Annotated in this window: 29 protein-coding genes; 11 read left to right on the top strand and 18 right to left on the bottom strand. The window is 54.9% G+C overall.

Going from position 1 to position 22913, the window contains the following annotated elements:
* Positions 1-39 precede the first annotated feature (39 nt).
* The 3 genes from ntrC to Q1L85_RS10820 all read right to left on the bottom strand — a co-directional run bounded on the left by ntrC (position 40) and on the right by Q1L85_RS10820 (position 3264).
* Positions 40-1470 carry a nitrogen regulation protein NR(I) gene (ntrC, locus tag Q1L85_RS10830; protein WP_300424292.1) on the bottom strand — a complete coding sequence of 477 codons (1431 nt, stop codon included), beginning with the start codon at positions 1468-1470 and terminating at the stop codon, positions 40-42.
* Positions 1467-2549, bottom strand: a complete 1083-nt coding sequence (glnL, locus tag Q1L85_RS10825; protein WP_300424291.1) for a nitrogen regulation protein NR(II) — start codon at positions 2547-2549, stop codon at positions 1467-1469. The genes ntrC and glnL overlap by 4 nt, the downstream gene beginning before the upstream one ends.
* A 172-nt stretch (positions 2550-2721) precedes the next feature.
* Entirely contained in the window at positions 2722-3264 is a 543-nt protein-coding gene (locus tag Q1L85_RS10820; RefSeq protein ID WP_300424290.1) for a hypothetical protein, read from the bottom strand.
* A gap of 74 nt (positions 3265-3338) precedes the next feature.
* Here Q1L85_RS10820 and dtd point away from each other — a divergent pair, with 74 nt between their 5' ends.
* Complete coding sequence (gene dtd / locus Q1L85_RS10815; RefSeq protein ID WP_300424289.1) at positions 3339-3773, top strand: D-aminoacyl-tRNA deacylase; 435 nt, start codon at positions 3339-3341, stop codon at positions 3771-3773.
* Positions 3774-3937: 164 nt separating this feature from the next.
* Positions 3938-4315, top strand: coding sequence for a SirB2 family protein (locus Q1L85_RS10810; protein ID WP_300424287.1), 378 nt, complete (start codon positions 3938-3940; stop codon positions 4313-4315).
* 37 nt (positions 4316-4352) lie between these two features.
* Here Q1L85_RS10810 and Q1L85_RS10805 read toward each other — a convergent pair whose 3' ends face one another.
* The 3 genes from Q1L85_RS10805 to Q1L85_RS10795 form a co-directional block, all read right to left on the bottom strand.
* Complete coding sequence (locus Q1L85_RS10805) at positions 4353-5981, bottom strand: methyl-accepting chemotaxis protein (RefSeq protein ID WP_300424285.1); 1629 nt, start codon at positions 5979-5981, stop codon at positions 4353-4355.
* Positions 5982-6043: 62 nt separating this feature from the next.
* Positions 6044-6691, bottom strand: a complete 648-nt coding sequence (locus tag Q1L85_RS10800) for a 2OG-Fe(II) oxygenase (RefSeq protein ID WP_300424284.1) — start codon at positions 6689-6691, stop codon at positions 6044-6046.
* A gap of 96 nt (positions 6692-6787) precedes the next feature.
* Positions 6788-7384: a TMEM165/GDT1 family protein gene (locus Q1L85_RS10795; RefSeq protein WP_300424282.1), complete on the bottom strand. Its 597-nt coding sequence runs from the start codon at positions 7382-7384 to the stop codon at positions 6788-6790.
* A 310-nt stretch (positions 7385-7694) separates the two neighbouring features.
* Here Q1L85_RS10795 and Q1L85_RS10790 point away from each other — a divergent pair, with 310 nt between their 5' ends.
* From Q1L85_RS10790 to Q1L85_RS10780, 3 genes are read left to right on the top strand one after another with little or no spacing between them, the layout of a single operon-like run.
* Positions 7695-7883 (top strand): hypothetical protein, encoded by a 189-nt coding sequence (locus Q1L85_RS10790; protein ID WP_300424280.1) that lies wholly within the window; start codon positions 7695-7697, stop codon positions 7881-7883.
* Between the two features lie 29 nt (positions 7884-7912).
* Entirely contained in the window at positions 7913-8974 is a 1062-nt protein-coding gene (locus tag Q1L85_RS10785; RefSeq protein ID WP_300424278.1) for a peptidase M42, read from the top strand.
* Positions 8971-9327 (top strand): hypothetical protein, encoded by a 357-nt coding sequence (locus tag Q1L85_RS10780; RefSeq protein ID WP_300424276.1) that lies wholly within the window; start codon positions 8971-8973, stop codon positions 9325-9327. Before Q1L85_RS10785 ends, Q1L85_RS10780 begins: the two co-directional genes overlap by 4 nt.
* Here Q1L85_RS10780 and Q1L85_RS10775 read toward each other — a convergent pair.
* From Q1L85_RS10775 to Q1L85_RS10765, 3 genes are read right to left on the bottom strand one after another with little or no spacing between them, the layout of a single operon-like run.
* A complete protein-coding gene (locus tag Q1L85_RS10775; protein ID WP_300424274.1) occupies positions 9305-9643 on the bottom strand; it encodes a peptidylprolyl isomerase in 339 nt (112 codons plus the stop codon). The genes Q1L85_RS10780 and Q1L85_RS10775 overlap by 23 nt on opposite strands.
* 44 nt (positions 9644-9687) lie before the next feature.
* Entirely contained in the window at positions 9688-10197 is a 510-nt protein-coding gene (locus Q1L85_RS10770; protein ID WP_300424273.1) for a paraquat-inducible protein A, read from the bottom strand.
* Entirely contained in the window at positions 10194-10547 is a 354-nt protein-coding gene (locus Q1L85_RS10765; protein WP_300424272.1) for a HopJ type III effector protein, read from the bottom strand. The genes Q1L85_RS10770 and Q1L85_RS10765 overlap by 4 nt, the downstream gene beginning before the upstream one ends.
* A gap of 171 nt (positions 10548-10718) precedes the next feature.
* On the opposite strand from Q1L85_RS10765, the gene Q1L85_RS10760 reads away from it, so the two are divergent.
* The gene (locus Q1L85_RS10760; protein WP_300424271.1) at positions 10719-11234 is read left to right on the top strand and encodes a hypothetical protein; all 516 of its coding nucleotides are present in this window, start codon (positions 10719-10721) and stop codon (positions 11232-11234) included.
* A gap of 49 nt (positions 11235-11283) precedes the next feature.
* Here the strand turns inward: Q1L85_RS10760 and Q1L85_RS10755 are convergent, their stop codons facing one another.
* The gene (locus Q1L85_RS10755; RefSeq protein ID WP_300424270.1) at positions 11284-11805 is read right to left on the bottom strand and encodes a C40 family peptidase; all 522 of its coding nucleotides are present in this window, start codon (positions 11803-11805) and stop codon (positions 11284-11286) included.
* 183 nt (positions 11806-11988) lie between these two features.
* Between Q1L85_RS10755 and Q1L85_RS10750 the strand changes: the two genes are divergently transcribed.
* Together Q1L85_RS10750 and dinB are read left to right on the top strand one after the other, a co-directional pair.
* A complete protein-coding gene (locus Q1L85_RS10750) occupies positions 11989-12906 on the top strand; it encodes an AraC family transcriptional regulator (RefSeq protein ID WP_300424268.1) in 918 nt (305 codons plus the stop codon).
* A gap of 76 nt (positions 12907-12982) precedes the next feature.
* Entirely contained in the window at positions 12983-14026 is a 1044-nt protein-coding gene (gene dinB / locus Q1L85_RS10745) for a DNA polymerase IV (RefSeq protein ID WP_300424266.1), read from the top strand.
* Positions 14027-14028: 2 nt separating this feature from the next.
* Here dinB and Q1L85_RS10740 read toward each other — a convergent pair whose 3' ends face one another.
* The 4 genes from Q1L85_RS10740 to Q1L85_RS10725 all read right to left on the bottom strand — a co-directional run bounded on the left by Q1L85_RS10740 (position 14029) and on the right by Q1L85_RS10725 (position 17939).
* Positions 14029-14610 (bottom strand): phosphatase PAP2 family protein, encoded by a 582-nt coding sequence (locus tag Q1L85_RS10740; RefSeq protein WP_300424264.1) that lies wholly within the window; start codon positions 14608-14610, stop codon positions 14029-14031.
* A complete protein-coding gene (locus tag Q1L85_RS10735; protein WP_300424262.1) occupies positions 14555-15751 on the bottom strand; it encodes a glycosyltransferase family 1 protein in 1197 nt (398 codons plus the stop codon). The genes Q1L85_RS10740 and Q1L85_RS10735 overlap by 56 nt, the downstream gene beginning before the upstream one ends.
* 134 nt (positions 15752-15885) lie before the next feature.
* Complete coding sequence (locus tag Q1L85_RS10730; RefSeq protein WP_300424260.1) at positions 15886-16911, bottom strand: AraC family transcriptional regulator; 1026 nt, start codon at positions 16909-16911, stop codon at positions 15886-15888.
* A 164-nt stretch (positions 16912-17075) separates the two neighbouring features.
* Positions 17076-17939 (bottom strand): hypothetical protein, encoded by an 864-nt coding sequence (locus Q1L85_RS10725; RefSeq protein ID WP_300424259.1) that lies wholly within the window; start codon positions 17937-17939, stop codon positions 17076-17078.
* Between the two features lie 103 nt (positions 17940-18042).
* Here Q1L85_RS10725 and Q1L85_RS10720 point away from each other — a divergent pair, with 103 nt between their 5' ends.
* Entirely contained in the window at positions 18043-18501 is a 459-nt protein-coding gene (locus Q1L85_RS10720) for a flavodoxin domain-containing protein (RefSeq protein ID WP_300424257.1), read from the top strand.
* Here the strand turns inward: Q1L85_RS10720 and Q1L85_RS10715 are convergent, their stop codons facing one another.
* Positions 18502-19248, bottom strand: coding sequence for a YdiY family protein (locus Q1L85_RS10715; RefSeq protein WP_300424255.1), 747 nt, complete (start codon positions 19246-19248; stop codon positions 18502-18504).
* A gap of 48 nt (positions 19249-19296) precedes the next feature.
* On the bottom strand, positions 19297-19755 hold the full coding sequence (locus Q1L85_RS10710) for a hypothetical protein (protein ID WP_300424253.1): 459 nt from the start codon (positions 19753-19755) through the stop codon (positions 19297-19299).
* A gap of 84 nt (positions 19756-19839) precedes the next feature.
* Between Q1L85_RS10710 and Q1L85_RS10705 the strand changes: the two genes are divergently transcribed.
* The gene (locus Q1L85_RS10705) at positions 19840-20130 is read left to right on the top strand and encodes a hypothetical protein (protein WP_300424252.1); all 291 of its coding nucleotides are present in this window, start codon (positions 19840-19842) and stop codon (positions 20128-20130) included.
* Positions 20131-20348: 218 nt separating this feature from the next.
* Here Q1L85_RS10705 and Q1L85_RS10700 read toward each other — a convergent pair whose 3' ends face one another.
* On the bottom strand, positions 20349-21461 hold the full coding sequence (locus Q1L85_RS10700; protein WP_300424250.1) for an NAD(P)/FAD-dependent oxidoreductase: 1113 nt from the start codon (positions 21459-21461) through the stop codon (positions 20349-20351).
* Between the two features lie 3 nt (positions 21462-21464).
* On the bottom strand, positions 21465-22466 hold the full coding sequence (locus Q1L85_RS10695; protein ID WP_300424248.1) for a putative solute-binding protein: 1002 nt from the start codon (positions 22464-22466) through the stop codon (positions 21465-21467).
* Positions 22467-22630: 164 nt separating this feature from the next.
* Between Q1L85_RS10695 and Q1L85_RS10690 the strand changes: the two genes are divergently transcribed.
* Entirely contained in the window at positions 22631-22831 is a 201-nt protein-coding gene (locus Q1L85_RS10690) for a DUF2788 domain-containing protein (protein ID WP_300424246.1), read from the top strand.
* Positions 22832-22913: the final 82 nt, after the last annotated feature.

Below are 22913 nucleotides of genomic sequence, written 5' to 3'. Positions count from 1 at the left end.
AGGGCGTTCAGCCCTTTTTTATTTCAACAGAAGCGTCTGTTATTCCTCACTGTCGTCATCATCGTGATGTTCGTCAGTGTCCATCTGCAGCTCTTTAATTTTGCGTGTCAGAGTATTACGACCCCAGCCAAGCAGGTTGGCGGCATCACGACGACGGCCAGCCGTATGTTTCAGCGCTGTTTCAATCATAATTCGTTCAAAGGCGGGCACAGCAGTGTCCAGCAGGTGATCAACACCACTCGCCAGCTGCTGGTCGGCCCAGAAGCGCAGGCTCTGTTCCCAGTTGCCTGACGTCTGAACGTCACTCTTCTGCTCCAGCAATTCTGGTGGAAGGTCATTGATCAGAACTTCGCGACCAGACGCCATTACTGTGATCCAGCGGCAGGTATTTTCCAGCTGACGAACGTTACCTGGCCAGTCCAGAGTGCTCAGAAACTCCTCGGTTTCCGGACGCAGAGTCTTGTATTCGACCTCCAGCTCTTCGGCAGCGCGCTTCAGGAAATGCGTCAGCAGTTTCGGTATGTCCTCACGGCGGTCTGCCAGACGAGGAAGGTGAATGCGGATCACATTCAGGCGGTGAAAAAGGTCTTCCCGGAAGCGGCCTTCTTTTACCAGTGTTTCCAGGTTCTGGTGAGTCGCGGCAATAATACGGACGTTTACTTTGACCGGTGTTGTGCCCCCGACGCGATAGAACTCACCGTCGGCGAGAACACGCAGCAGCCGGGTCTGAGTGTCAGCGGGCATGTCCCCGATTTCGTCAAGAAACAGAGTGCCGCCATTGGCTTGTTCAAAGCGCCCGCGACGCTGCCCACCGGCTCCGGTAAATGAGCCTTTTTCGTGGCCGAACAGTTCAGACTCGATCAGATCTTTCGGAATCGCCGCCATGTTAAGTGCGATAAAAGGTTCGGATGAGCGTGGGCTGTGTTTGTGCAGGGCATGTGCAACCAGTTCTTTACCGGTACCGGATTCACCGTTGATCAGAACCGTAATATTGCTTTGTGAGAGCCGGCCGATCGCGCGGAAAACTTCCTGCATGGCTGGCGCTTCACCGATGATTTCCTGCGTCGGCATATCCGGAATTTCAGCCGGCGCCTGTGCCGAAATTTCAGCGAAATGATCAATCGCTCTCTGGATCAGGCTGACTGCTTCATCGACATCAAATGGCTTAGGTAGATATTCGAACGCGCCGCTCTGATAGGACGAAACGGCACTTTCAAGATCGGAGTGCGCTGTCATGATAATCACAGGCAGATCCGGGTGCGCTTCATTGGCGTGCTTTAGCAGTGTCAGGCCGTCCATACCGGGCATACGGATATCGGTAATGATGGCATCCGGATGCTCGCGGCGGAGCTGATTTAACGCTGGTTCCGCCTGCTCAAATACGCGGGTCTGGATATTCGCCTGTTGCAGGGCTTTTTCGAGAACCCAACGGATGGATTTATCATCATCAATGATCCAGACAGTGCTCATAGCGGTTCCAAAGGTAAATAGATTGAGAATGTGGTGCATCCGGCAGTGGAGGTAAATTCAATAATGCCGTTGCTCTGATTAATAATGGATTGCGAAATAGACAGGCCCAGGCCTGTGCCTTCTGCACGACCGCTGACCATGGGATAAAACAGATCTTCGCGGATGCCCTCGGGAATCCCCGGGCCGTTATCGGTAATATCGATCTGGGCTACCAGGCGATGGCGGTGGTGACCGATCGTAAACTGACGGATAGTACGGGTTTTAATATGCAGGGCAGGGCGCTCGCTCTGCCCGGGGTTTTCCAGCATCGCCTGCATTGCGTTACGACAGATATTAAGCAACGCCTGGATCAGCTGGCCTTTATCTGCTTCCAGTTCCGGAATCGAAGGATCGTAGTCGCGGGTAAGTCTGATCTGGTTGGCCGATTCAACTTCAATCAGCTGACACACACGCTCGAGCACTTCGTGAATATTTACTTCTTCGCATTTCGGGATGGCGCGGGGCCCTAACAGGCGGTCGACCAGATCGCGAAGGCGGTCAGCTTCTTCGATAATGATATTGGTGTATTCACGCATATCATTTTCGGGCAATTCCCGCTCTAGCAGCTGTGCGGCACCGCGGATTCCGCCCAGCGGGTTTTTAATCTCGTGAGCAAGGCCCCGCACCAGACTGCGTGTTGTTTCCTGTTTGGCGATTAACTGCTCTTCACGACTGATACGCATCAGCCGGTCGCGCCCCTGAAGTTCAATCAGCAGGCAGGGAAGGCGGGTCTCGGGATGCGAAATCGGACTGACACTGTAATCCAGAGTGATCGCCTGCATATTGTGCAGATGAATCGTGGCTTCGCGCTTGGTGAACGAGTGCCCGGTGATCAGGGATTCCTGCAGAGACGCCGTGGACTCATCGGATTCGTGGGCCAGTTCGGGAAAGGGGGTGCCAAGGCCTCTTGAGCCGCTCATCTCCAATAATGCTTCTGCGGCGGGGTTCATGTAGATGACGAGCAGATCGGCATCCAGCAGCAGCACCCCAGTGTTCAGGTGATCCAGCAGACGTTGATTGGTGATTGCGTTGGCCAGCATAGTTGTCTCCGTTTGCATCCGTTACAGCAAAAAACAAGCCATATTCCTGTCATGCACAGAAATGGCGCGGAAGCCGATTCTTCATGCTGCTAACTTGGTCAGAAGAAAAAATATACAGGAAAAATCGCACCATAATGATGCGATCCATCAAAAATGTGGATCTATTTGGTGCTTATCTGGCGAGGGATGAATTGCGCTGAACGAAAATTGTGACGGTCTGGCTGCGTATGATTGTCTTCCCCTGTGCGTTTTTCACCAGCATCTGTAGCTCGTGTTCACCGCGGTTCATGTTGTTCAGCTGAAAGGCCGTCTGGCGGCCACTGGCGACCTCAACACCATTTTGTACCAGTACCAGGCTGTCACTGTCGCGCAGACCAGGGCTGAGGACTCCCGAGACTTCGAGATTGCCCGCCTGACCTGTGGGCAGGGTTGCTCCGGCTGCGGGCGACACTATCGTCAGGCTGGTGTAGGAAAACTGATCCTGATTACGCTCTGCCGGGGCCGCCGTGGGAGTGGTGGTTTCAGCTTCAAAGGCCGGCATGGAAGGAAGTTCACGTACTATGTGGGCTTCCGAACCCTGCGTGCGCCTGTCGCTGAACACGGGATTGCCGTCGGCGTCTTTGGTGATATATACCCGGGTTTCGGCAAGGGCAGGTAATGTCAGGCCCAGTGTGGTCACTATGGCTGCGGTAATCAGGCCGGCATGGCTCAGCATATTGGTTCTCCCTGTGTGCTTGCTCTGAGTATAGAACGCGCTATCCTGCCGCGGCAAACACAGGAGATACAAATATGATTGCCTTAATTCAGAGAGTGCGGTCTGCGTCCGTGACTGTCTCGGACAATGTAGTGGGGCAGACTGGCCCCGGGCTGCTCGTGCTGTTGGGGGTTCAGAAAGGCGATTCAGAAGAGAAGGCAGACCGGTTGCTGAAAAAAGTACTCAACTATCGGGTGTTCAGTGACCCCGAAGGTCGCATGAATCTGAGTCTGATGGATGTCGGGGGAGAGATGTTGGTGGTGTCACAATTTACGCTGGCCGCCGATACCCGTAAGGGAACCCGGCCCGGATTCTCAACGGCGGCAGCCCCGGCGGATGCAGAGCTTCTGTACGATTACTTCAGTGCACAGGCGGCGCAGAAGGTCACTGTTGCCACAGGCCAGTTTGGTGCTGATATGCAGGTGAGCCTCGTCAATGACGGCCCTGTGACCTTCTGGCTCGAAGTTTGATTTCTGTCAGTTGCCAGCCGGAACAATCTGCTATGCTTGGCCGCCGTCTGTCAGGCCGGTCATCAGCCTGAACAGGGGGCTCAGGTTGTTGTGAATTAATGCTGGGTAACGCTGGTTACTGGACGCCTCTAGTGGGCTAAATAAAGAAAAATAAGGTTATAGCAATGTATATGGCTCTTAAGCATTCCCATATGGGGTTTGCCTATCTCTCCGTGATTCTCTTTGTTCTGCGTTTTGCTCTGGCTTATTACAAGCCAGCGCTCAACAGTAATAAGGTTCTTAATATCGTAACGCACGGTATTAATGCGTTGTTGCTGATTACTGCAGCCATGCTGTGTCTGCAGCTGCAGCAATACCCGTTTACCGACGGTTGGGTGACGGCAAAATTCCTGGGGCTGGTGGTTTATGTGGTGCTGGGTGTCATCGCTATGAAAAAGGCCAGCCTGAAGATGTTTGTTGCAGCGCTGGTGGTGTTTGCTTACCTGATCGGAACGGCGAAGGCGCACAGTGCGCTGTCGTGGCTGGCGGTCGTGTTTGCGTGAAGCGATTCCGCGCCAGCGATGCTGGCGCGGAACAGTGTTATACCCGGAAGTTGGCGATGCTTTCCTGCATGACGTTGGAAGCGCGGTTCAGATTTCCGACTGAGTCCACGAGAGCCTCAGTTCCCTGCATTCCTTTCTTACTCATCTGACGTGCTTCTTCCAGATTGTGATTGATGCCGTTAATCACACTGGTCTGCTCTTCAATGGCAGTCGCCACCTGAAGCACCCGATCGCTGATTCGTAGCAGAGCACCAGAAATTTCACTGATATTTTTCTCTGAGTCGCGCGCTGCATCGACGGTTTTTCCTGCCGCTTCTTCACCGCCCTGCATACTGGTAACGGCTTTCTGCACACCCGACTGAAGGCGCTCAATCATATTGTTGATATCGCTGGTCGCCTGCTGGGTTTTACCTGCCAGAGTGCGTACTTCGTCAGCAACCACAGCAAAACCACGGCCCTGTTCACCAGCGCGGGCGGCTTCAATGGCTGCATTAAGTGCGAGCAGGTTGGTCTGTTCGGCAATTCCCTTAATCACATCAAGCAGTGAGACGATACTGGTGGTTTCGGCTTCCAGTTCGCGAATGACCTGAGAGGCGTCGTTAACGGTACCGGCCAGGGTGGTGATGTCAGTCACCGCGGCCCGGAACTGACTGGCAACCTCTTTGACGCGGGTGTCTGCAGAGCGTGCTTCATCTGTGACATCCGAGGTAGAGCGGGAGACTTCGTCAATGGCCAGCGCCATCTCATTGTTTGCGTTAGCAACATGCTCAAGTTCGCGGACATAGTGCGTGGAAATGTCACTGGTACTGCGCACACCAGACTCGAGTTTGACGGATGTTTCAGACACGTCGTGTGCGACCTTCTGAATATTACGGATCAGACCCTGCATTCCTTCCAGAAAGCTATTAAAGCTGCAGGCCATCCGGCCGATTTCATCTCTGCCATCGACTGGCAGACGGCGGGTCAGATCGCCTTCGCCTTTGGCCAGGTCAGTCAGAGACTGAGTGATGCGACGGACAGGCGCCAGAATCAGTGGTGGCAGTATCAGCAGAATGGCCACAATAATCCCGATAGATATCAGAGAGAGGATCAGCATGTCGCGGCTGCTGCTGCTCTGCACGTCTTTATTGTCTTTGTGCAGGCGGGCGATCTCAGCCCCGATACCTTCGCCCAGGGTATCAAGAATTTCGCGCATGGCTTCAAATTCATCGGCCAGTGGGCCGGTGCTCAGGCGGGTCGCTTCGGCTGTGCCTGTTGCGCCATTGCGCAGATTTTTGATCAGCTTTTCAGATTTCGGGCGCCATTCATTAAACGCAGTAAGAAAGCGCTGAGCGTTGTTGCGTATGTCAGCGCTGACCTGCATTTCGGTGATCGCGGTGATACGCCCGGCCACCTGATCCAGGTTTTCTGCATGGCTCTCGGCGTAATCGGCAACACTGCCACCCATGGCCATACTGCGTTCAGCAATCTGGGCCTGGTACAGGTCACGGTCGGCGTTCAGTGCTTTATCGAGGGCCGGAATTATCACGGCTTCGATGTTATTCGAACCCTCAGTAATACGGCTGAAACTGTTGAGTTGCAGAGCAGACAGCAGTATCACAAGGACGGCGACGACTATCAGAGGCAGTCGGAGCTTGTGAGCAATGCTCAGATCGGACCAGTTCATAAAAAGGCTCCAGGGAGTATGTCTCGTTAAAGAATAGCTCTCCCTGAGCGCCTTGCCAGTAATCAGCGCGGAGGATCGACTCTGTCCCGGTTTGAGCCATTGAGGCGGAACCAGCCTGCGATGCTGTAGCGGTCTGCGAGGGCCGGTTTCACCTCATGGGGAAACTCTTCTGACAGAAAGATCACCAGACGGTTAAACGCAGGGCTGACCCGCTCCAGTTCACGGTCGTCTGTGTCATAAATCACCAGCTCTCCACCGTTTTCCGGCTGCCAGTCGGCATTGAGATAGTACACCGTACTGAGAACCCGGTTAGATTCGCCCCGAAAGGCATCCAGATGTTTACGATAGAAATCTCCGGGGGCGTAGTGCGCAATGTGGCTCTCGTAAGAAAACAGGCCAAGGAGCAGCTCCTGATTCAGGAAGAGGCGCATACTTTCCATGGTTGTCAGCCATTGTGCTGCTGCAGGGGTGCCTGCGGTCAGCCAGTGAATGCGGTCTTTGCGGACATCACTTTTCAGTATCTGGTCGTCGCCACGACCGATGCCGGCCCGCTGCATATCACCCTCAGCTTGCAGCTCTGCGGCATACTGCTGCAGGCTGTTTGTCAGTGCCGGATCGAATGCCTGGTCGATGACACAATAACCGTGTGAGCGCAGGCGCTCAGCGATGCGGGAAAAAATCAGAAAGTGGTTGAGTACTGGCGCGTTCATCGGGCGTCCTTAAAAGCGAAGAGCCCTTGTACGCAACACCCGTGAGGGGGTACAGAGAAATAATTTTCTCCATACCATAAGCATCCTTTGTTCTGGTTACAGCAGACCCGCAGCAACCCAGGCCGCGAGTGCCAGAAATATCGCGCAGGTAATGTAGCGCGCCAGCGTCAGTGGCAGCCGTTGCATCAGTGCATTGCCCCAGAGGATGACAGGCACGTTGGCCAGCATCATGCCCAGGGTTGTTCCTGCCGTGACCCAGAGTACGTCCTGAAATTCAGCGGCCAGTAATACAGTTGCTACCTGGGTTTTGTCGCCGATTTCTGCCAGAAAAAAGAGCAGTGTGGTGGCGATAAATGCGCCCCACTGACCGTATTCCGATGTGCCATCATCTTCTTTATCGGGGATCAGCACCCAACCGGCCATCAGCAGAAAGGACGCGACCAGAATCCAGCTGGCAGTATCACTGCTGAAAAACGTATCCATGGTCTGGCCCAGCCACAGCCCGCCCCAGGCCGACAGACCATGATTGATCAGCGTCGCCAGCAGAATACCGGCAATGATGGCCGTTCGATTGCGGAAGCGTGCGATCAGTAGCAGAGATAACAACTGGGTCTTATCGCCGATTTCTGCCAGGGTGACAGCCAGTGTAGAGGCAACGAAGGGTGAATCGCTCAGAAATGAAAAGTCAGACATAAAAAGTACCGGGCGATGATGGTTTCCATAAGACACGCCTGCAGCATCGCCCAGCGACTGCAGTCGTGTCTCAGGTCTCATCAATCCCGCGTGCGGGACGCCTGCACCATGAACAATGAGGTTCAATTATGTTGATACAGACACCGGAAGGCAGATTACTCCCCCAAGAGTCTGAGCATCCTATCACCCATCATGGGGGGGGGCCAGAATATTTGCTTATCCCGTAGATAAAATTATTTCGTTTTACCCCTGCATTTTGAGGTGAAACTATGCGCCTGTCTTACAAGTGTCTTTACTTCGCGGAGGCTCTGTGAAAAAACACGGTTTTGACGATGATAACTGGTCAGACGATCAAGGCTGGCCAGAGCGCAAACCCCAGGGGCGCAGCATGGACTACGACAAGAAGCGTCGTCGTGCAGAACGTATACTCGAACAGTCACGGATACGTGAACTTCTGGGAATGGATATAGACTACAGTGATGCTGAACCGGGGCAGTAAGCCCCGGTTGTTTTTTGGAGGTGGGGCCGGTGCTCGGCGAGTCATTTCAGGATATTCTCAAAATATTAGTGCGCAGCCCGTCTGTGGTAGGCGCAGAGCATTCTTTCTTCCGTGTCCTTCAGCGTGAGCTGGAAGAGCGCGGTGCCAATGTCACCTGGTATGAAGGCTTACTGGTGGCTCAGGGCAATCAGCCCGATTCCATTATGTTCTCGGCCCACATCGACCGTCATGGTCTGGTCTGTACCGGGCCGGATGAGTTTCAGTATGCGGCGTTCGTCTCTGGCGGACGTTCAGACCTGTTGGGTAACTCAGTTTCTGAAGAACTGATGAAAATGATCGTCGATCGTTTCGGTGACGAGAGTGTGTACGCCTATGAGCCCTGGTCTGGCGCTTATCGTGGTCGTGGTCGTATACGCAATACCTACGTCTGTCCGTACCGTAACAACCTGATTTTTGAGCTGGATGGCATGAGTCATCTGGTGGCAGGCACGCCGGTGGCGTTTCATGACGATCTGAGAATTACTGAAGACAGCCTTACCGGTCAGCTGGATAACGTACTGACGGCGGCCATGTTGGTATATCTGTTCGAACTGGGCTTTCAGGGCACTGCATTTTTTACCGCTCAGGAGGAAGCCGGGCGGAGCTGGCGTTACCTGCTGGAGTGGTTCCGTCGTTTTGGTGGTTCAACCAACCAGCTGGTGGTGGTGGATACCAGTCCTTTCCCCGACACTGCAGCGGCGCGTGCGCAGACTCTGGTGCTGCGTCATCGTGATGCTAACGCGGCGTTTAACCCGGCAATGACTCAGCAGCTGGCCGATACCTGCGATGAGCTGGGCATCAGTTACCAGTTTAAGGATGACTACATTCAGGCTGAGAACCAGAAGCTTGCCGCACAGGGCTTGCCGCCCAAGTCGCTGGGTTCCACCGAAATGGGACGTATTACAGCGTCGTCTGGTGGCCTGGTGGACGGTACGACACTGCAGATTCCGACCACTGGGTACCACACCATGAATGAGTCAGCATCGGTGTTTGCGTGCGAAGCATTTCTTCGGGTGCTCTGTCGTCTGTCCGGTATCGGGTCGCCGGTATGAGCTTTCCGGAGGCAGACACTCAGGCGCAGGCCGATAACTGTTTTCTCATCAGTCGTGGCGACGATATGTCGCCACACTGGCTGGTGTATGAAGTTGCACGGGATTTCCTGTCGGCACCACGAACGTTCGCTGTCTGCCGGCTGACGTCAGAGTTTGACTTTGACTGGACGGAAGCGGCTGAAGGCGAAGCGGACGGTATTACTCAGCTGGCGGATCATCAGGGCGTGCCGCAATGGCAGATTCGCCTGCCACGGCTGGAATTTATCTGCTGGGGCGAGATGTCGCTTGTCAGAACCGTCTATGGTGCTGCGTCCGCCGATGCTGCCTTGCTCAGTGTTCTGACTCAGAGCTGACGGCGTCAGGATCATCGATCCGGACCCGGTTTTCGCCAATCTGACCTGCTGGCCGGATTACATGATAGCCATAGCGGGTCCGCACCGGGCCAATCCACGGGGATGTACCGTCGTAATCCAGCAGCGCCTGATAAAGCTCAGGTGGCAGGCGGTCGCCATCGTGGAATCCGGCAAAGCCCTGCTGTTTGCCGGATGGGCAGGCAGAGTGCTCATTGGCGAGATCTTCAAAACGGGCACCCAGACTGAGTTCATTCAGAATATCTTCTGCCAGTAATGGGCTTTTCAGGAGAATATGATGAAGCGCGATATCGGTCACCGGGGGCCTTCCTCTGTGCGGAAACAGCCCCCAGTATAGACCACTCAGGTGCGTCGGGTGGCTGCCAGCAGCTGCCCGGAAATAATGGACAGAAGGCAGAAGCCGAGGAACCACCAGAAGCCTTCGAGCAGGCTCGCCTGCAACTCAGCAGTCGCTTTGGCGGTCAGGAAAGCCACCAGAATACCGACGACAAAAACGTCGACCATCGACCACTTGCTGACGGCTGCAACTATCTTCCAGCGCAGCTCCGTCGGCCAGAGCCAGGTAAACAGAATCATCAGCCCTTTCAGCACCGGGATCACCACACTGAAGGTGACAATGAGAAATGCAACCAGCGCGTAGCCCTGTTTGTTCAGGGTGACGACGGTTTCCCAGATGGAACGCGTCTCATTGAACAGCTCTGCCTTCATGCCAAACATGCTCATTGAGGCTTTGATGGTCATGATAGGCTCGGTAATCCCAGGCCAGAGAATGATATAGCTGGCGATCGCCAGTAACAGTCCGACCCGCTGTGCCCAGGTCGAAACAGCCCAGCTGTTCGTCAGGCGGTTCATGCTTTTGCCTTCAGCGGGAACTGATCGAACGTAATGTTGCTGGTACCCTCGCGTAATACACGGCGCAGGTTGTGATGGTTGTCGACGTCAGGCGTTGCCACGACATCACGGTAGTGCTCACCAAACAGGCGCAACGTGGTGTCTTTATCCAGCTGGAGCAGCTGGCCCAGGGCAAACACTTTTGCGCTGCCCTGATTCTGATCCGCAGCATTCACAACACCCCCGTTATTAAAGCCTGTTGGGGTGAAGTCATACCAGGTTTCAATAAATGCCAGAGTGTCAGAAAACACATGCTCGTCGCTGGCAACAGAAGTAAAAAATGCGTCTTTGGCGGTATGAAAATCAGTCATGCGTGGCTCCTTTATTATCTGGCGGCAAAAGGTATCAGAAAGCGCGGGTGTGAGCCACGGCCGCAGGGGGCAGGGTCTTTGCAAAATCCTAACGCTGGGTTGATATTTCCTGTGCATTTCCGCTTTAGCCTGTTGCGGTCTGGTGGAGGAGAACAGAAAGATGAAAGATTTGTGCATATCAGCAACCCGTCGTGCCCTGATCCGGAGAATGGGGTGCCCATGACGCTGGCGCTGAAGCTGGTGGATAACAATTGCCAGCCGATAGAGAACGCGCAGATTGAAGTCTGGTGGTGTAACGCAGAAGGGCTTTATTCGGGGGATAATTCCGACAGTACCGGCTCGGCAAGCCGGTTCAGCACGTCGTTCTGTACAGACAACGACAGTGAGGCTCTGGCTGCGCGCTGGTTCCGGGGCATTAAAACCACCGACAGCGATGGCAACGTGTACTTTAAGGCGTGTTTCCCGGGCTGGTATCCCAGCCGTACGACGCATATTCATTTCCGGATTGTGCTGGCCGGAACTCAGCAGCTGGTGTCGCAATTCTGCTTTGACGACGATCTCTGCAACGACATCTATGAGAACCACTCGGACTACACCGGGCAGTCAAAAGATACTACGAACAGCCGGGATACCGTGTTTCCGTCAGACGGTTATGAGGATTACCAGTTTGCGGTGGAACAGCAGTAGGACGGCTCAATGCTCGCGTACAAGGCGATTCAGGTCGATGTAAACTGAGTCACTCAGAGGGAATGCGTTTGGCTTTCCAGTAATGCTGGCGCCAGTACGGATCATTAAGATCAGAAATCATCACACCGCCATTCGCTGAAGCATGCATAAAGCGCTCGCCTTCCATGTATATGCCAACATGGCGGTTATCAAAGCCTGTGCGGAAAAAGATCAGGTCGCCCGGTTGTAACTGATCGCGGGAGACAAAGTCGCCCGCGTGGACCTGTTGGGCGGTTGAGCGGGGCAGACTCACACCAAACAGGTCGCGGTACGTCACCTGCACCAGTCCAGAGCAGTCGATGCCACCCCGGGTTTCTCCACCCCAGCGGTAGGGAGTGCCCTGCCATTCCTGATACTGCCCGTATAGCAGACTGAGTATGTTGCTGTCGCCGTCCGGATAATCCTGGCGGGGCATCTGGCCGCTGGCGGCCGGCATCTGCGCACTGCGGTAGCTGTCGGGAAGCGATGAATATGATGCGCAACCAGACAGTATCAGAAAAAGCAGAACCAGAAGGGGCCGTAAAACGAACATAGTAGCGAACCTGATGGAGTAGAAGGCAGGTTAACAGGGCACAGGCGAGACTGGCCAGTCTCTTGCTGGATCATAGGTCATTCTTGCCTGATTCTACAAAACTGTGGATACACAGGTTCGCCTGCCGGACACCCGGTGCTATCATCTGAGAGGCTTCCCTGTTGCTATTGGTACTGATTGAAAATGACTGATGTATCCTCCAGAAAACACGACGCCGGCAACTCACTGGCCGGGTTGATTGCTTCCCGGATTGAACAGAAGTTCCACCTCGACACTGACGTTGAGGGACTCAGCCTGCATCGCTGGACGCAACCAACGGCGCCTGTCAGTTACATGCTTGCGCCAAGTATCTGTCTGATCGGGCAAGGGAGTAAACGACTGTTTCTGGGCGAAGAGGCGTTTGTGTACGACGCCGATCATTTTCTGATTACCTCACTCGAATTGCCGGTGGTGTCCCAGATTCTGGAGGCCAGCGAAGAGCGGCCTTTCGTCAGTCTTACAATGGAGCTGGACCTTCGGGTGATCTCGCAGCTGATGGTCGATCATCCTCCGTTGGACAGTGTGACGCCCGGAGATAAACGCGGTGTAGCGGTCGGTCAACTGACGGAGCCCCTGAAGGGAGCCTTCACGCGGTTGCTGTCGTTACTTGAGCAGCCACAGGACATAGCCGCACTTGCCCCCCTGATTAAGCAGGAAATCTACTATCGCTTACTGCAGAGTGATCAGGGGCCACGCCTGCGGAATCTGGTCACCAGCGGTAATCACAGTTATCAGATTTCAAAAGTGGTCGACTGGCTGAAAGCGAATTTCAGCCGGCCGGTAAAAGTCGAAGAGCTGGCGCAGCACGCGGGCATGAGTGTGTCTTCTTTTCACAGTCATTTCCGCGCAATGACGGCGATGTCGCCGTTGCAGTTCCAGAAGAAAATACGTCTCAACGAGGCGCGCCGGCTGATGCTCGCCGGGCAGGTCGATGCCTCCCGCGCGGCCTACGAAGTCGGTTATGAGAGCCCGTCGCAGTTCAGTCGGGAATACAGCCGGTTGTTCGGTGCACCTCCCTTAAAGGATATCCGCCAGCTTTCTCAGGACATGGGCATTAACTGAAAAGCGCACTGGCCGTCTTGCTTTCTGTAGAATGACAGTATACTGTTTTTATATACAGTGTATGGCGGTGGCGGTTATGAGTGATTCCGGTCGTAAAGTTCTGCATATTGATTGTGATTGTTTCTTTGCCGCAGTAGAGATGCGCGAGCGACCTGAACTGCGCGACATTCCTCTGGCCATCGGTGGTGAGTCTGACCGCCGTGGTGTGATTGCCACCTGCAACTATCCCGCCCGTCAGTACGGCGTCCGTTCGGCAATGTCGACCGCTTCAGCGCGTCGACTGTGTCCCGATCTGATGGTCATTCCCGGTCGCATGGCTTTGTATCGGGAGGTTTCTGCCAGCGTCATGGAGATTCTCAGTGAGTATTCTCCACTGCTGGAGCAGGTTTCGGTTGATGAAGCCTATCTGGAGCTAGAACCGTCGCAGCATGCCAACCGCATTGCCCGCCAGATACGTGAGCGGGTCGCCCGTGAGCTGGGAATTACCGTATCCGTCGGTGCCGCACCAAATAAGTTTCTGGCAAAGGTTGCGAGTGACTGGAATAAGCCCAACGGGCAGATGGTTATTCCGCCTGAACAGGTGGATGATTTTGTGGCGGCCCTGCCGGTCAGAAAAATCCCCGGCGTGGGGCCTGCTTTTCAGAAACGCCTTGCAGCAATCGGCATCAATACCTGTGCAGAGGCCCGTGACTGGGAACTGAAAGAACTGGTCAGGCGTTTCGGCCGGGGTGGTGTGCATCTGTTTCAGCGTTGCCGGGGCATCGACAGCAGGCCTCTGGTGATGGAGCGAACCCGTAAATCTGTCAGCGTTGAGCGAACGTACGCTCAGGATCTGACTCAGCACGATGCCTGTCTCGCAGAAGTGAATGATCTGTACCAGCGCTGGCGCCAACGGGTTGCACGAACCGCCTGGCAGCCCGAAGCACTGGCACCTTTCGTGAAAGTGAAGTTTGCAGATTTTACTCAGACGACATTGGCCGATGTCAGTGAGCAGGCAACACCGGAGGGGTTCCGGCGTCTGTTGCAGGATGCCCTGCAGCGCGATGACAAGCCCGTCAGGTTACTGGGCATCGGAGGACGCTTTCCTCAGATCAGTGAGCAGCAGCTGAGCCTGTTCTGAACTCAGATCAGGCCGGCAAATATGCCAAGTGGAAACAGGATCAGAGAGCCATAACTCAGGGTAAAGCCCAGGGCCGCCCCAACAGTAACGTCGGTCGGATAGTGCATTCCAAGGATGACGCGCGACAGACCGACAAGGATTGCGAAGGGAACAACGATCCACATCAGGGGTGGGTATGCCCAGCTGAACAGTACAGCAAAGTTAACGGCATTCATCGTATGCCCTGATGGAAAGCTGTACTTATCTAACGGCGCCGTATGAGCGTGAATATCCGGAAATGAAATAAAGGGACGCTGGCGAACCAGGCGGTTTTTCAACTGGCTGTAAATCAACAGACACAACAGGCCTGTCACAGTGATGTGCGCCAGAGCCAGCAGTCCTTCGGTGCCTGCCAGCAGCGGCAGTGCCAGAGCCAGGGTATACCAGAAGACACCATCCCCCAGTCGGCTTACGCCTTTAAAAAACAGGCGGATCGCACGCTGGTGGCCCATGCGGTTAAGACGTTGGCAGACGCTGAGTTCGAAATGATCAGCTCTGCGGAACAGAAACTCGGCTCTTGCCTGACGCTGTTTCATTAAATCCATTTTCAGTTACCTCAGTCCGGGCAGCACTCAGGTGCTGCGTAAACTCATCAATAATGCTGTCCCAGGAGATAGTGCAGGCCAGTTGTCTGGCCTGCAGGCGGATAGTGCGCAGCAGATTCGGGCGCTCAAGCAGGGAGGCGGCGTGACGGATAAAGGCTTTCTCGTCACCGAAACTGGCCAGCATGGCACTTTTCTCGTGTTGGGTATGTTCATGGGCTGCGGCGTAGTCAAAGGCAACCAGGCCCAGGCCCGACGCGAGCGCCTCAGTGACGACATTGCCGAAGGTGTCGGTCAGGCTCGGAAACAGAAAAATATCGCCACTGGCGTAAAAACGGGACAGCTCTTCACCGCGTCGCACTCCTGCGCAGATCACTTCGGGGTGGCGTTCGCGAATGCCCTGAAGTTCTGGTCCATTGCCGACCAGCACCAGCTTGACCGTGTCATCCTGCGAACGCAGTTGTTCGTAGGTACGCAGTACCAGCTGGAGATTCTTCTCGGCAGCGATACGGCCAACGTAGAGCAGTACCAGATCTTCCGGTTGTGCCCCCCACCCGGCACGTAACTCAGGGCTGCGGTGATCAGGGGAGAACTGACGGCTGTTTACTCCACGGGCCATCACACGCACACGCTCGAAACCGTGAGCAGTGAGTTCACTGGCCTGGGCTGACGTAGGAACAAGCGTTGCGGAGGTTGTGTTGTGAAACCAGCGCAGATAGCGGTAGCCAAGGTTTTCGAGTGCGCCGATCCGGTAGTGCTTACCGTACTGGTGAAAATTAGTGTGGAATCCACTGATGACACGGATCCCCAGTTTTTCAGCGGCTTTGGTTGCAACCCATCCGAGTGGCCCTTCGGTGGCCACATACACGGCCTCGGGACGGAACCGGGTCAGGGTGTTCAGTACGCGACGGTAGTAGGGGAGCCCGAATTTAAGCTCCGGGTAGCCGGGAATTGGCAGGCCGGGCAAGGTCAGGGTGAAGTCGTCATCTTTATCAAGTTTGTTCTGACGCGGCCGGATGATCTGAACCTGAATTCCCCGGTCGCGCATCCCATTGACCAGGGTCGAGAGGGTATGAGCAACACCGTTGACTTCGGGCGCATAGGTTTCGGTCACAATACAGACGCGGGATAATTCTGATGCCATGGTTCTGGTCTTTACCGTATTCATGACATCTACTTTGTGCCTGCAATGTGACACATATGTTTCATTGCAGTGAAGCTATGATGACCAGAGGCGACTGTGGCACCCGCTGGGTGCCACAGAATAATGGCAGGAGATTATTTCTCGTCGCGGTAGTACGAAGGGGCGTTCTGTGTCCAGCGGCGGAAGGCTTTGCGGAAATTGGACGGGTCGCTGTAGCCGACGAGGGCCGCAATTTCTTCAATTGGCAGATTGGAGTTGCGCAGGTATTCGATGGCCATTTCCTTACGCACTTCATCCAGAATCCGCTGGTAAGACGTGCCCACGTCCTGCAGGCTCCGGCTCAGAGTCCGGGTTGAGGTCGCCAGCTGACTGGCAACATCGTCGACAGGGGGGAAGTGGCCGGGGTTGCTGAGCAGAATTCTGCGGACCTTAGCGATGATGCCTTCTTTTGGCCCCATGCGGGCGAGAATCTCTTCGCACTGGCTTTCTGCCATTGCTGCGGTTGCCCGGTCAGCCATGACCAGTTTGAAATCCAGAACTTCGTTCTCAACCACGAATTCGGTGCGTGGCTGATCGAACAGAATCGGGCAGTCGAAGTATTCGCGGTAACGCTCGGCGTAGGCCGGTTCCGGATGATTCAGGTGAACTTCAATGGGTTGTGCTTCGTATTTGCCGGTCAGGAAGCGCGCCAGCGTCGAGAAAGCAGCCACGAACACATCGCAGATCATGCGATAGATATGCTCGAAGGGGATATGGCTGGTCAGACGTACCGCTGACTTATCGCCCATATTGACGACTTCAAAGGTAAACGCCGGATCGACCAGAGTATGGTATTTGATTCCCAGTTCAAGCGCGCTGCGCAGATCGGCACAACTCAGTACGGCGTAGCCCAGCATGCCGAACTGATTGATATTGATGGCTGCACCAAGATCAAGTCCGACACTGTCGTCCGGGTAATGGCGAATCAGGTTTTCTGCCAGAAACAACAGCTGCTGATAGGTCAGACGCGCAGACGGATCACTGAGAACATCTGCATTGATGCCCGTGTTCTTCAGCAGATCTTCTCTGCTGACGCCTTTTTCTTCGCCGACCTTAAGCATAGTCGCCGGGATGTTCACCGGTACGAGCGGATCGGTAAGACTCCAGGTGCCTCTAATCATTGGTTGTCCAGTTTATTGTTATGTGGAGCAATCGCTGAATCGCAGACTGCGGCTACAGGTGACAGTCATAAAATGTCACCAGAATACCAGAAGCGTGTTAGATACCGCCACAACGTTACAATAAACAGGGCATTTAACGCCAGATCAGATTGTAACAGTATGTATCAGCCGTTGCGGAAGCTGTACCTGTGACGGCTCAGGTAGCGTCCGAATTCCGTCAGGCCACTGCTGGCGTGATGGGTCATTAGATTGAGTACGACCCGGTTCAGCTTACGGTTTACTTTGGTGGTAAACAGATAAGCCATATCGGGGCGACCGGGCAGAGCGGTAACAGAAATTGCCGGGAAACCACAGTCCTCCAGCAGGCTCGCGACCTGAATGGCGCTCTTTCTGTGCATGATAAACCACCAGTAGTTACCGCGGATGTGCTCGAGCACTTTGGGGTTAACCGTTTCCAGTGTCAGAGCGCAGCGGGCACTGATATCGCGTCCGTGGGTCATGGCATAGCGATAGAGAGACCCGATTTCAGGGAGTCTGGCGCGAGCGGTACTGTACATGCGCCCGTCCCATTCCCGGTAGATCAGTGGGAGTGCACCAGCATCACTGGTATTGAAGGCATGAACGGCCTGATCGAACTCATCCGCCGATTCTGGTTCTCCAAGGTCAGATTGTGCCAGCACCCAGTCGCGCAATGAGGCGTATTCGCCCTCTTTTTCTGTCATTCCACTGATGCCGTTCAGGCGGTTGAGGCTCACATGGCGTTGCAGCTCTTTCAGACTCAGCAGGCGTTTCAGGTCCTTTGCCAGAACATTCCAGGCACCGGGCGAAGCCTCAAGGTGGTTTGCAGCATGAAGGAGATGGGCTCTCAGGTTAAGCCATTGCCCGGCATTGACGTCAGCAGGGTTGATTACACCAAACGCGGGCATAGGAATGGTGCGTATGATCTGCGCGGCATACCAGGTGGGCACTACCCGCATCAGGGTACGGTTTATCCAGATTTCAATGCGTCCGAATGTCGAACTGGTCATAGCAATATCAACCGCCTGCAGTGCTGCTTTGTGTCTATAAGTTAAGCACCTTCCAGCGAATCTGCGCGCAGCTGGTATACTGCGCACCTTTCTCGGAGGGGTTATGGCAAAAGTATATATACCGGTGGGTTCCGTCAGAGGTACTGCGACGGCCGTAGCGCAGGCGTGCGCAGCACAACTGGTAAAAGATGGCCATGAGGCCGTGGTTGACAGTGATGCGTCCGTTACCGCGCTGAACGATGGCGCCTGGGATGCCGTGCTGATCGTGACGTCAACCACCGGCAAGGGAGCGCTTCCCGGTAATCTGGTGCCTTTCTATGATGATCTTAAGTCGCAGTCGCCATTGCAGAATGGCCGCCCCTTTGGTGTCATCAGTCTGGGCGACAGCTCACATGACCGTACTTTCTGTCAGGGTGGCGCGCTGATGGAAGAGCGTTTCTGTGAGTTACAGGGGCGGGCGCCGGTGCCGCGGGTCACTATTGATGCAACAGAAACCCGGACACCGGAAGTGGACGCACTTTTCTGGCTGAAAGAGTGGACCGACGCCGTTTTTCCGGCGTAATCAGAAGCGAATGCTGACCGCCAGCTGAGTCTGATGGTTGTGGTGCTCAGCGCCTTCCGGAGGCATGCTGTCCCAGCGGCTCTGCCACTGCCAGCGCAGATCTGTCTGTTTGCTGACAGGAATGCGCAGAGTGAAACGCGCGAGCGCGCGGACATCGTCCGTATCGTCTACAGACGGCTGTAGGTAGACGGTCGCGAGCAGATCGCTGTAGCCCAGCGCAGTTTCTCCGTGGGTGTAGAGGTTCAGGCGCGTCAGCTGATTGGTGTAGCTGCCATCTCCCCCATCTTCTTTTACCTGCTCATGGAAAAAACCGACGCCCTGGCGCACCAGAGTGCCGCTTTCCCAGCGTTTCTGCAGGCGGACACCAGCACCGGCAAGAAAACGGTACTGCAGGGAAGCGAAGGGATCGCGCTCGTACTGCAGGAAAGCTTCCTGACCGAAGAATTCACGGTGATGGCGCACATAACGGAGATGCGCGAAGGTGTCATCACTGGCGCGTTCATCGTTAATCGACTCATAGGTCCGGGTATACCATCCGAACACACGGTGATCCTGATTCTGCCAGCTGGTATTCAGGCCGACATTCCAGAGTCGTTTTTTCGTATTACCTGACTCAGCATCAAAGCCTGCGGCAACGGAATTAAGCCAGCCATCGGCGTCCTGGTCGCGGCGTTTTTCTTCAATATTGGTGATGGCGTGAGCCTGAGTAAGGGGAAGCAGAAGGAAGGCCAGTACAGCGTGGCGCATAAATGTCTCCAGTAAGAACAGAGACGCCAGTGTACCATGCCAGTGCGGTCAGTGAGGACGTGCTGATGCGAGATTGCTGAAGAGGGTGTGCAGCTGACTGATCTGCTGCTTCCTTGTATAACTCGCACCTTCGCTGACCGCGGTGCTGCGGGCATCGTCTATCAGTGCCATAGCGTTAATGGTATCTGAGTCGCTGAGACCGGCCCGCGCCGTGTGGACCATGCCGAGGGCATTGAGCCCTGCCCCCTGAAGCAGTCCGAACTCCTGCAACCTGGACTGGAATGAGCCCAGTTCTCCGGCTTTCAGCGCAGTCACATCAAAATCGGCCGCCACGGCGCTGACCATCACAGCCCGGTCTGACACTTCGTAGAGTGACGGACCGCTGTCTGCGGCAGGGTCTCTTTCTTTGACGGGGTCAGCGGCGGATGGCGCCTGCGCGGCCCCCGCTGCAGCGTCGGTGGTCGCGGGCTGATTCTGCAGATAGTTGGTCAGAGCGTTCAGCAGCATAGCAATTCTCCTGGTTATCAGTAGGATTGCAGGCTCTGTGCCAATCTCTCAAGTTATTGATTTATCTGAGAAAATTCATCCGGGGTGAACGGGCGTGGTGACGATTATTGCCGCTCACGCCGGATTCATGGCACCCGTATGCCGCTGTCGGAGCGCTGGTTATGCCGTTACGCGATATCCAACGCGTTGCAGAACCGTAGTCAGAACCTGCAGTTCGGCATTGGAAAAGGGACGTACGTGGTAGCAATGTTCACACATTACGGTACTCGTACTCTTGAGTGTTTCGAGGCTTACGTCGGTATCTTTTTCACAGTGATCACAGGTGACCGGAATCATTGCACGATCGGACAGGATGGTACTGAAGTCGTGATCTGATTCTGCTGTGAGTCGCATCGCTTGAGTCATGGTTCGCCCTTTATTCTTTCTCGTTTTCTGAACGTACTTTCAGATTAGCAGTTAATCCCTTACCGCCAGTATCCGGACTGCGTTTTATAGTGAACAATTGTAAAACTTATCAGTCCGCGCCTGACTTCAATTCATTACAGTGTAGTCCCTTTGTAATTTGCCTGCACAGTCTGTTACAAAAAAGTTGATTACATTGTAATCAGGCGCTGACGAACCTCATCTGCCAGGGCCAGAGAGCTTGTCAGGCCTGGGCTTTCTATCCCCAGCAGGTGCAGCAGGGGAGGGATGCCGTCACGTTCATCGACGATCAGTGCAAAATCGGCGGAAGCCTCGCCAGGCCCGGAAAGCTTGGGGCGGATGCCTGCATAGGCGGGTTGCAGCTGCTCAGCATCAAGTGCAGGAAAGTACGATCTGACAGCACTCGCGAACTGGTCTCTGAGTGCCGGTGATACGGAGTAGTCTGCTTCTGTCGTATTAAGGTATTCCGTATCGGGGCCAAACCGGACCTGACCACCCAGATCGAGTGTTGCATGTATGCCCAGGCCCGCCAGATTTTTCTCCGGCAGTGGGTAGATCAGGTGCTGAAACGGCGCTTTGGCCTGATAACTGAAGTAGTGACCGCGGCAGAAATACAGGGGAGGTAGCTGTCCTGAAGGCGTTCCACAGGCAAGGGCGACCCTGTGGCTGTGCAGACCTGCGGCGTTGATAATCTTTTTGCTGGTGATATTGCAGAGGCCATCGTCGGTGTTCAGTGACAGCCGCCAGTGACTTTCTTCAGGATGGGCAGAGACGAAGCCAGTCTGTTTCATCAGAACGCCACCCAGACGCTCAGCATCCTGAGCCAGTCGTTGCATATAAAGGTGGCTGTCGATGATCCCGGTCTCTGGCGAATAGAGTGCTTCCTGCGCCTCGACAAGAGGCTCAAGCTCACGAATGGAGGTCGCATCAAGGCGCTGCAGTGGGATGCCCAGTGCAGCCCCTTTCGTTTGCAGACGCGCCAGTTCCGGATGGTGCCGGTAGGGCGCCACAATCAGCTTTCCGGTCTTTCTGTGGGGAATATCCGCGGTGTCGCAGTACCTGTAGAGGGCTTCACGGCCGTGAATGCACAGACGCTCCTTCAGAGAACCGCTGGGGTAGTAGAGCCCCGCGTGTATTACTTCACTGTTGCGGGAGCTGGTTTCGCTGCCGAATAAAGCATGCTGTTCGACCAGCAGCACACTCGCGTCGCTGGCCAGTGCGCGGGCACAGGCCAGCCCGATAACACCGCCGCCAATGATTGTGATATCAAAGTCGGCGGGCATGGCTCAGAAGAGAAGGTCAGAGGCGCACTCGTGGTGCATCGGGTTGGAGCGACAACGCAGCTTCTTCATCAGCTTCATCATCTGGGTGTCGTAGACTCCTTCTGACGCAAGCTCGTCGCGAATACCTGCCAGCATGTCCAGATACTCCAGCTCCTGCTCATCCGGCAGGTCTATCCAGTAGTTCTCAGGAATGCCCTGCTCAGCGGTACGGATGTGATCCATGCCTTTGTCGAACTCGCTGGCAACATACTCGCGGCTCTTCTGGCCGAATCCTGCAGGAAACTGGTCGCGGTAGTTAATCAGCTGAAAGTTCATCTGCGCGAACGAGAAACGGTAGATGCCGCCCTGTTCGCCGAGACCTTTGTACATTTCAAAAGGCTCGTAGGCGACCGCCGGTGCGTAAGCAATGTCGACATCGCCGTTATTGAAGCGGGGAGCAAACGTAGCAACTGTGGCCGGAACCATAGTGGCGCCGATGTGCTCAACGACTTTTTTGGATGCCAGGTCATAGTCCAGTGTAGCGACTTTACGTCCGGCAGCGGTTTCCACGGAGTTGATAGCGCGGTCCCGGACGAAGACATATACCGAACCGCCGGGCATGATGCCTGACACCTCATAGCGGCCATCGGCCATGTACTTGGCTGCCTGCGGGCGTGCCAGCATTGAGATCAGTTCGCGTAACTGCTGATAGCTGGTAAGGCCGCCGACGGCTTCCAGGCTACCGGTAAATACATTGAAAGGGCGTACCCGGGTGCCAGTGACCAGCGCTGCGTCGCAGACGCCCGACTGAAAGTCGGCGATGGCGACAGCCTCGTTGGTGTAGGCCTTCATTTCGGCCTCGACGCCCCAGGCGAGTGCCGCGGTCTTGTAATCCTGCATACGCATAAAGACAGGGCCGTTAGCGCCGACGGGATCGAACACACAGAAAGTCTTCTGCGGAAGCTCCTTTCCATATGCGGTGAGCGAAATGCTGAATAAGGCCAGCATGGCCGCGATCATACGCATGACAATATCCTCAATGTTATTTTTCTGGTGTGAGGTGAGTTGGCCGGTAATGATACTCAAAAACCACCCACAAAAAAAAGCGCCGTTTCCTGAGGCCTGGCTGTCCCTGCAGAAGCAGTTTCAGTACCATAGCGCCTTCGTTCTTTTATTGTCCGGTTTGAGCTATGAACCTAGCGAATTTTGAAGAAGTGGGTATGTACATCGGTGTGTTCGTACTCATCGCGTTTATGTTTTTCATCATTTTTGATCTGGGGCGCCGTTCTGGTGCAGGAAAATTCGGCACTATGATCCTTCTGATCGGTCTTGGGGTCGGAATGATGGGGTTCATTATTAAAGAAGTACTGATCCGCGTTCTGGATATCTGAAATATCTGACAGACTGCGCCTGATTCCGGGAATTTCAGGGTAATGTCGTCAGTGTCCGTCCTGATAGGGAGCGACTGGCACA

The organism is uncultured Thalassolituus sp., from assembly GCF_950066645.1.
Taxonomy (GTDB): domain Bacteria; phylum Pseudomonadota; class Gammaproteobacteria; order Pseudomonadales; family Oceanobacteraceae; genus Thalassolituus.
This window is presented reverse-complemented; position numbering and strand designations above follow the sequence as displayed.

Bases quoted from the DNA above. Each gene is read 5' to 3' on its own strand.
- Q1L85_RS10725 (WP_300424259.1), bottom strand. From the start codon at position 17,939: ATGACCAGTTCGACATTCGGACGCATTGAAATCTGGATAAACCGTACC.
- Q1L85_RS10740 (WP_300424264.1), bottom strand. From the start codon at position 14,610: ATGGATTTAATGAAACAGCGTCAGGCAAGAGCCGAGTTTCTGTTCCGC.
- Q1L85_RS10750 (WP_300424268.1), top strand. From the start codon at position 11,989: ATGACTGATGTATCCTCCAGAAAACACGACGCCGGCAACTCACTGGCC.
- Q1L85_RS10755 (WP_300424270.1), bottom strand. From the start codon at position 11,805: ATGTTCGTTTTACGGCCCCTTCTGGTTCTGCTTTTTCTGATACTGTCT.
- ntrC (WP_300424292.1), bottom strand. From the start codon at position 1,470: ATGAGCACTGTCTGGATCATTGATGATGATAAATCCATCCGTTGGGTT.
- Q1L85_RS10770 (WP_300424273.1), bottom strand. From the start codon at position 10,197: ATGAACCGCCTGACGAACAGCTGGGCTGTTTCGACCTGGGCACAGCGG.
- glnL (WP_300424291.1), bottom strand. From the start codon at position 2,549: ATGCTGGCCAACGCAATCACCAATCAACGTCTGCTGGATCACCTGAAC.
- Q1L85_RS10695 (WP_300424248.1), bottom strand. From the start codon at position 22,466: ATGCGTATGATCGCGGCCATGCTGGCCTTATTCAGCATTTCGCTCACC.
- Q1L85_RS10795 (WP_300424282.1), bottom strand. From the start codon at position 7,384: ATGTCTGACTTTTCATTTCTGAGCGATTCACCCTTCGTTGCCTCTACA.
- Q1L85_RS10730 (WP_300424260.1), bottom strand. From the start codon at position 16,911: ATGATTAGAGGCACCTGGAGTCTTACCGATCCGCTCGTACCGGTGAAC.
- Q1L85_RS10720 (WP_300424257.1), top strand. From the start codon at position 18,043: ATGGCAAAAGTATATATACCGGTGGGTTCCGTCAGAGGTACTGCGACG.
- Q1L85_RS10700 (WP_300424250.1), bottom strand. From the start codon at position 21,461: ATGCCCGCCGACTTTGATATCACAATCATTGGCGGCGGTGTTATCGGG.
- Q1L85_RS10765 (WP_300424272.1), bottom strand. From the start codon at position 10,547: ATGACTGATTTTCATACCGCCAAAGACGCATTTTTTACTTCTGTTGCC.
- Q1L85_RS10690 (WP_300424246.1), top strand. From the start codon at position 22,631: ATGAACCTAGCGAATTTTGAAGAAGTGGGTATGTACATCGGTGTGTTC.
- dtd (WP_300424289.1), top strand. From the start codon at position 3,339: ATGATTGCCTTAATTCAGAGAGTGCGGTCTGCGTCCGTGACTGTCTCG.
- Q1L85_RS10710 (WP_300424253.1), bottom strand. From the start codon at position 19,755: ATGCTGCTGAACGCTCTGACCAACTATCTGCAGAATCAGCCCGCGACC.
- Q1L85_RS10805 (WP_300424285.1), bottom strand. From the start codon at position 5,981: ATGAACTGGTCCGATCTGAGCATTGCTCACAAGCTCCGACTGCCTCTG.
- dinB (WP_300424266.1), top strand. From the start codon at position 12,983: ATGAGTGATTCCGGTCGTAAAGTTCTGCATATTGATTGTGATTGTTTC.
- Q1L85_RS10800 (WP_300424284.1), bottom strand. From the start codon at position 6,691: ATGAACGCGCCAGTACTCAACCACTTTCTGATTTTTTCCCGCATCGCT.
- Q1L85_RS10820 (WP_300424290.1), bottom strand. From the start codon at position 3,264: ATGCTGAGCCATGCCGGCCTGATTACCGCAGCCATAGTGACCACACTG.
- Q1L85_RS10735 (WP_300424262.1), bottom strand. From the start codon at position 15,751: ATGGCATCAGAATTATCCCGCGTCTGTATTGTGACCGAAACCTATGCG.
- Q1L85_RS10715 (WP_300424255.1), bottom strand. From the start codon at position 19,248: ATGCGCCACGCTGTACTGGCCTTCCTTCTGCTTCCCCTTACTCAGGCT.
- Q1L85_RS10780 (WP_300424276.1), top strand. From the start codon at position 8,971: ATGAGCTTTCCGGAGGCAGACACTCAGGCGCAGGCCGATAACTGTTTT.
- Q1L85_RS10810 (WP_300424287.1), top strand. From the start codon at position 3,938: ATGTATATGGCTCTTAAGCATTCCCATATGGGGTTTGCCTATCTCTCC.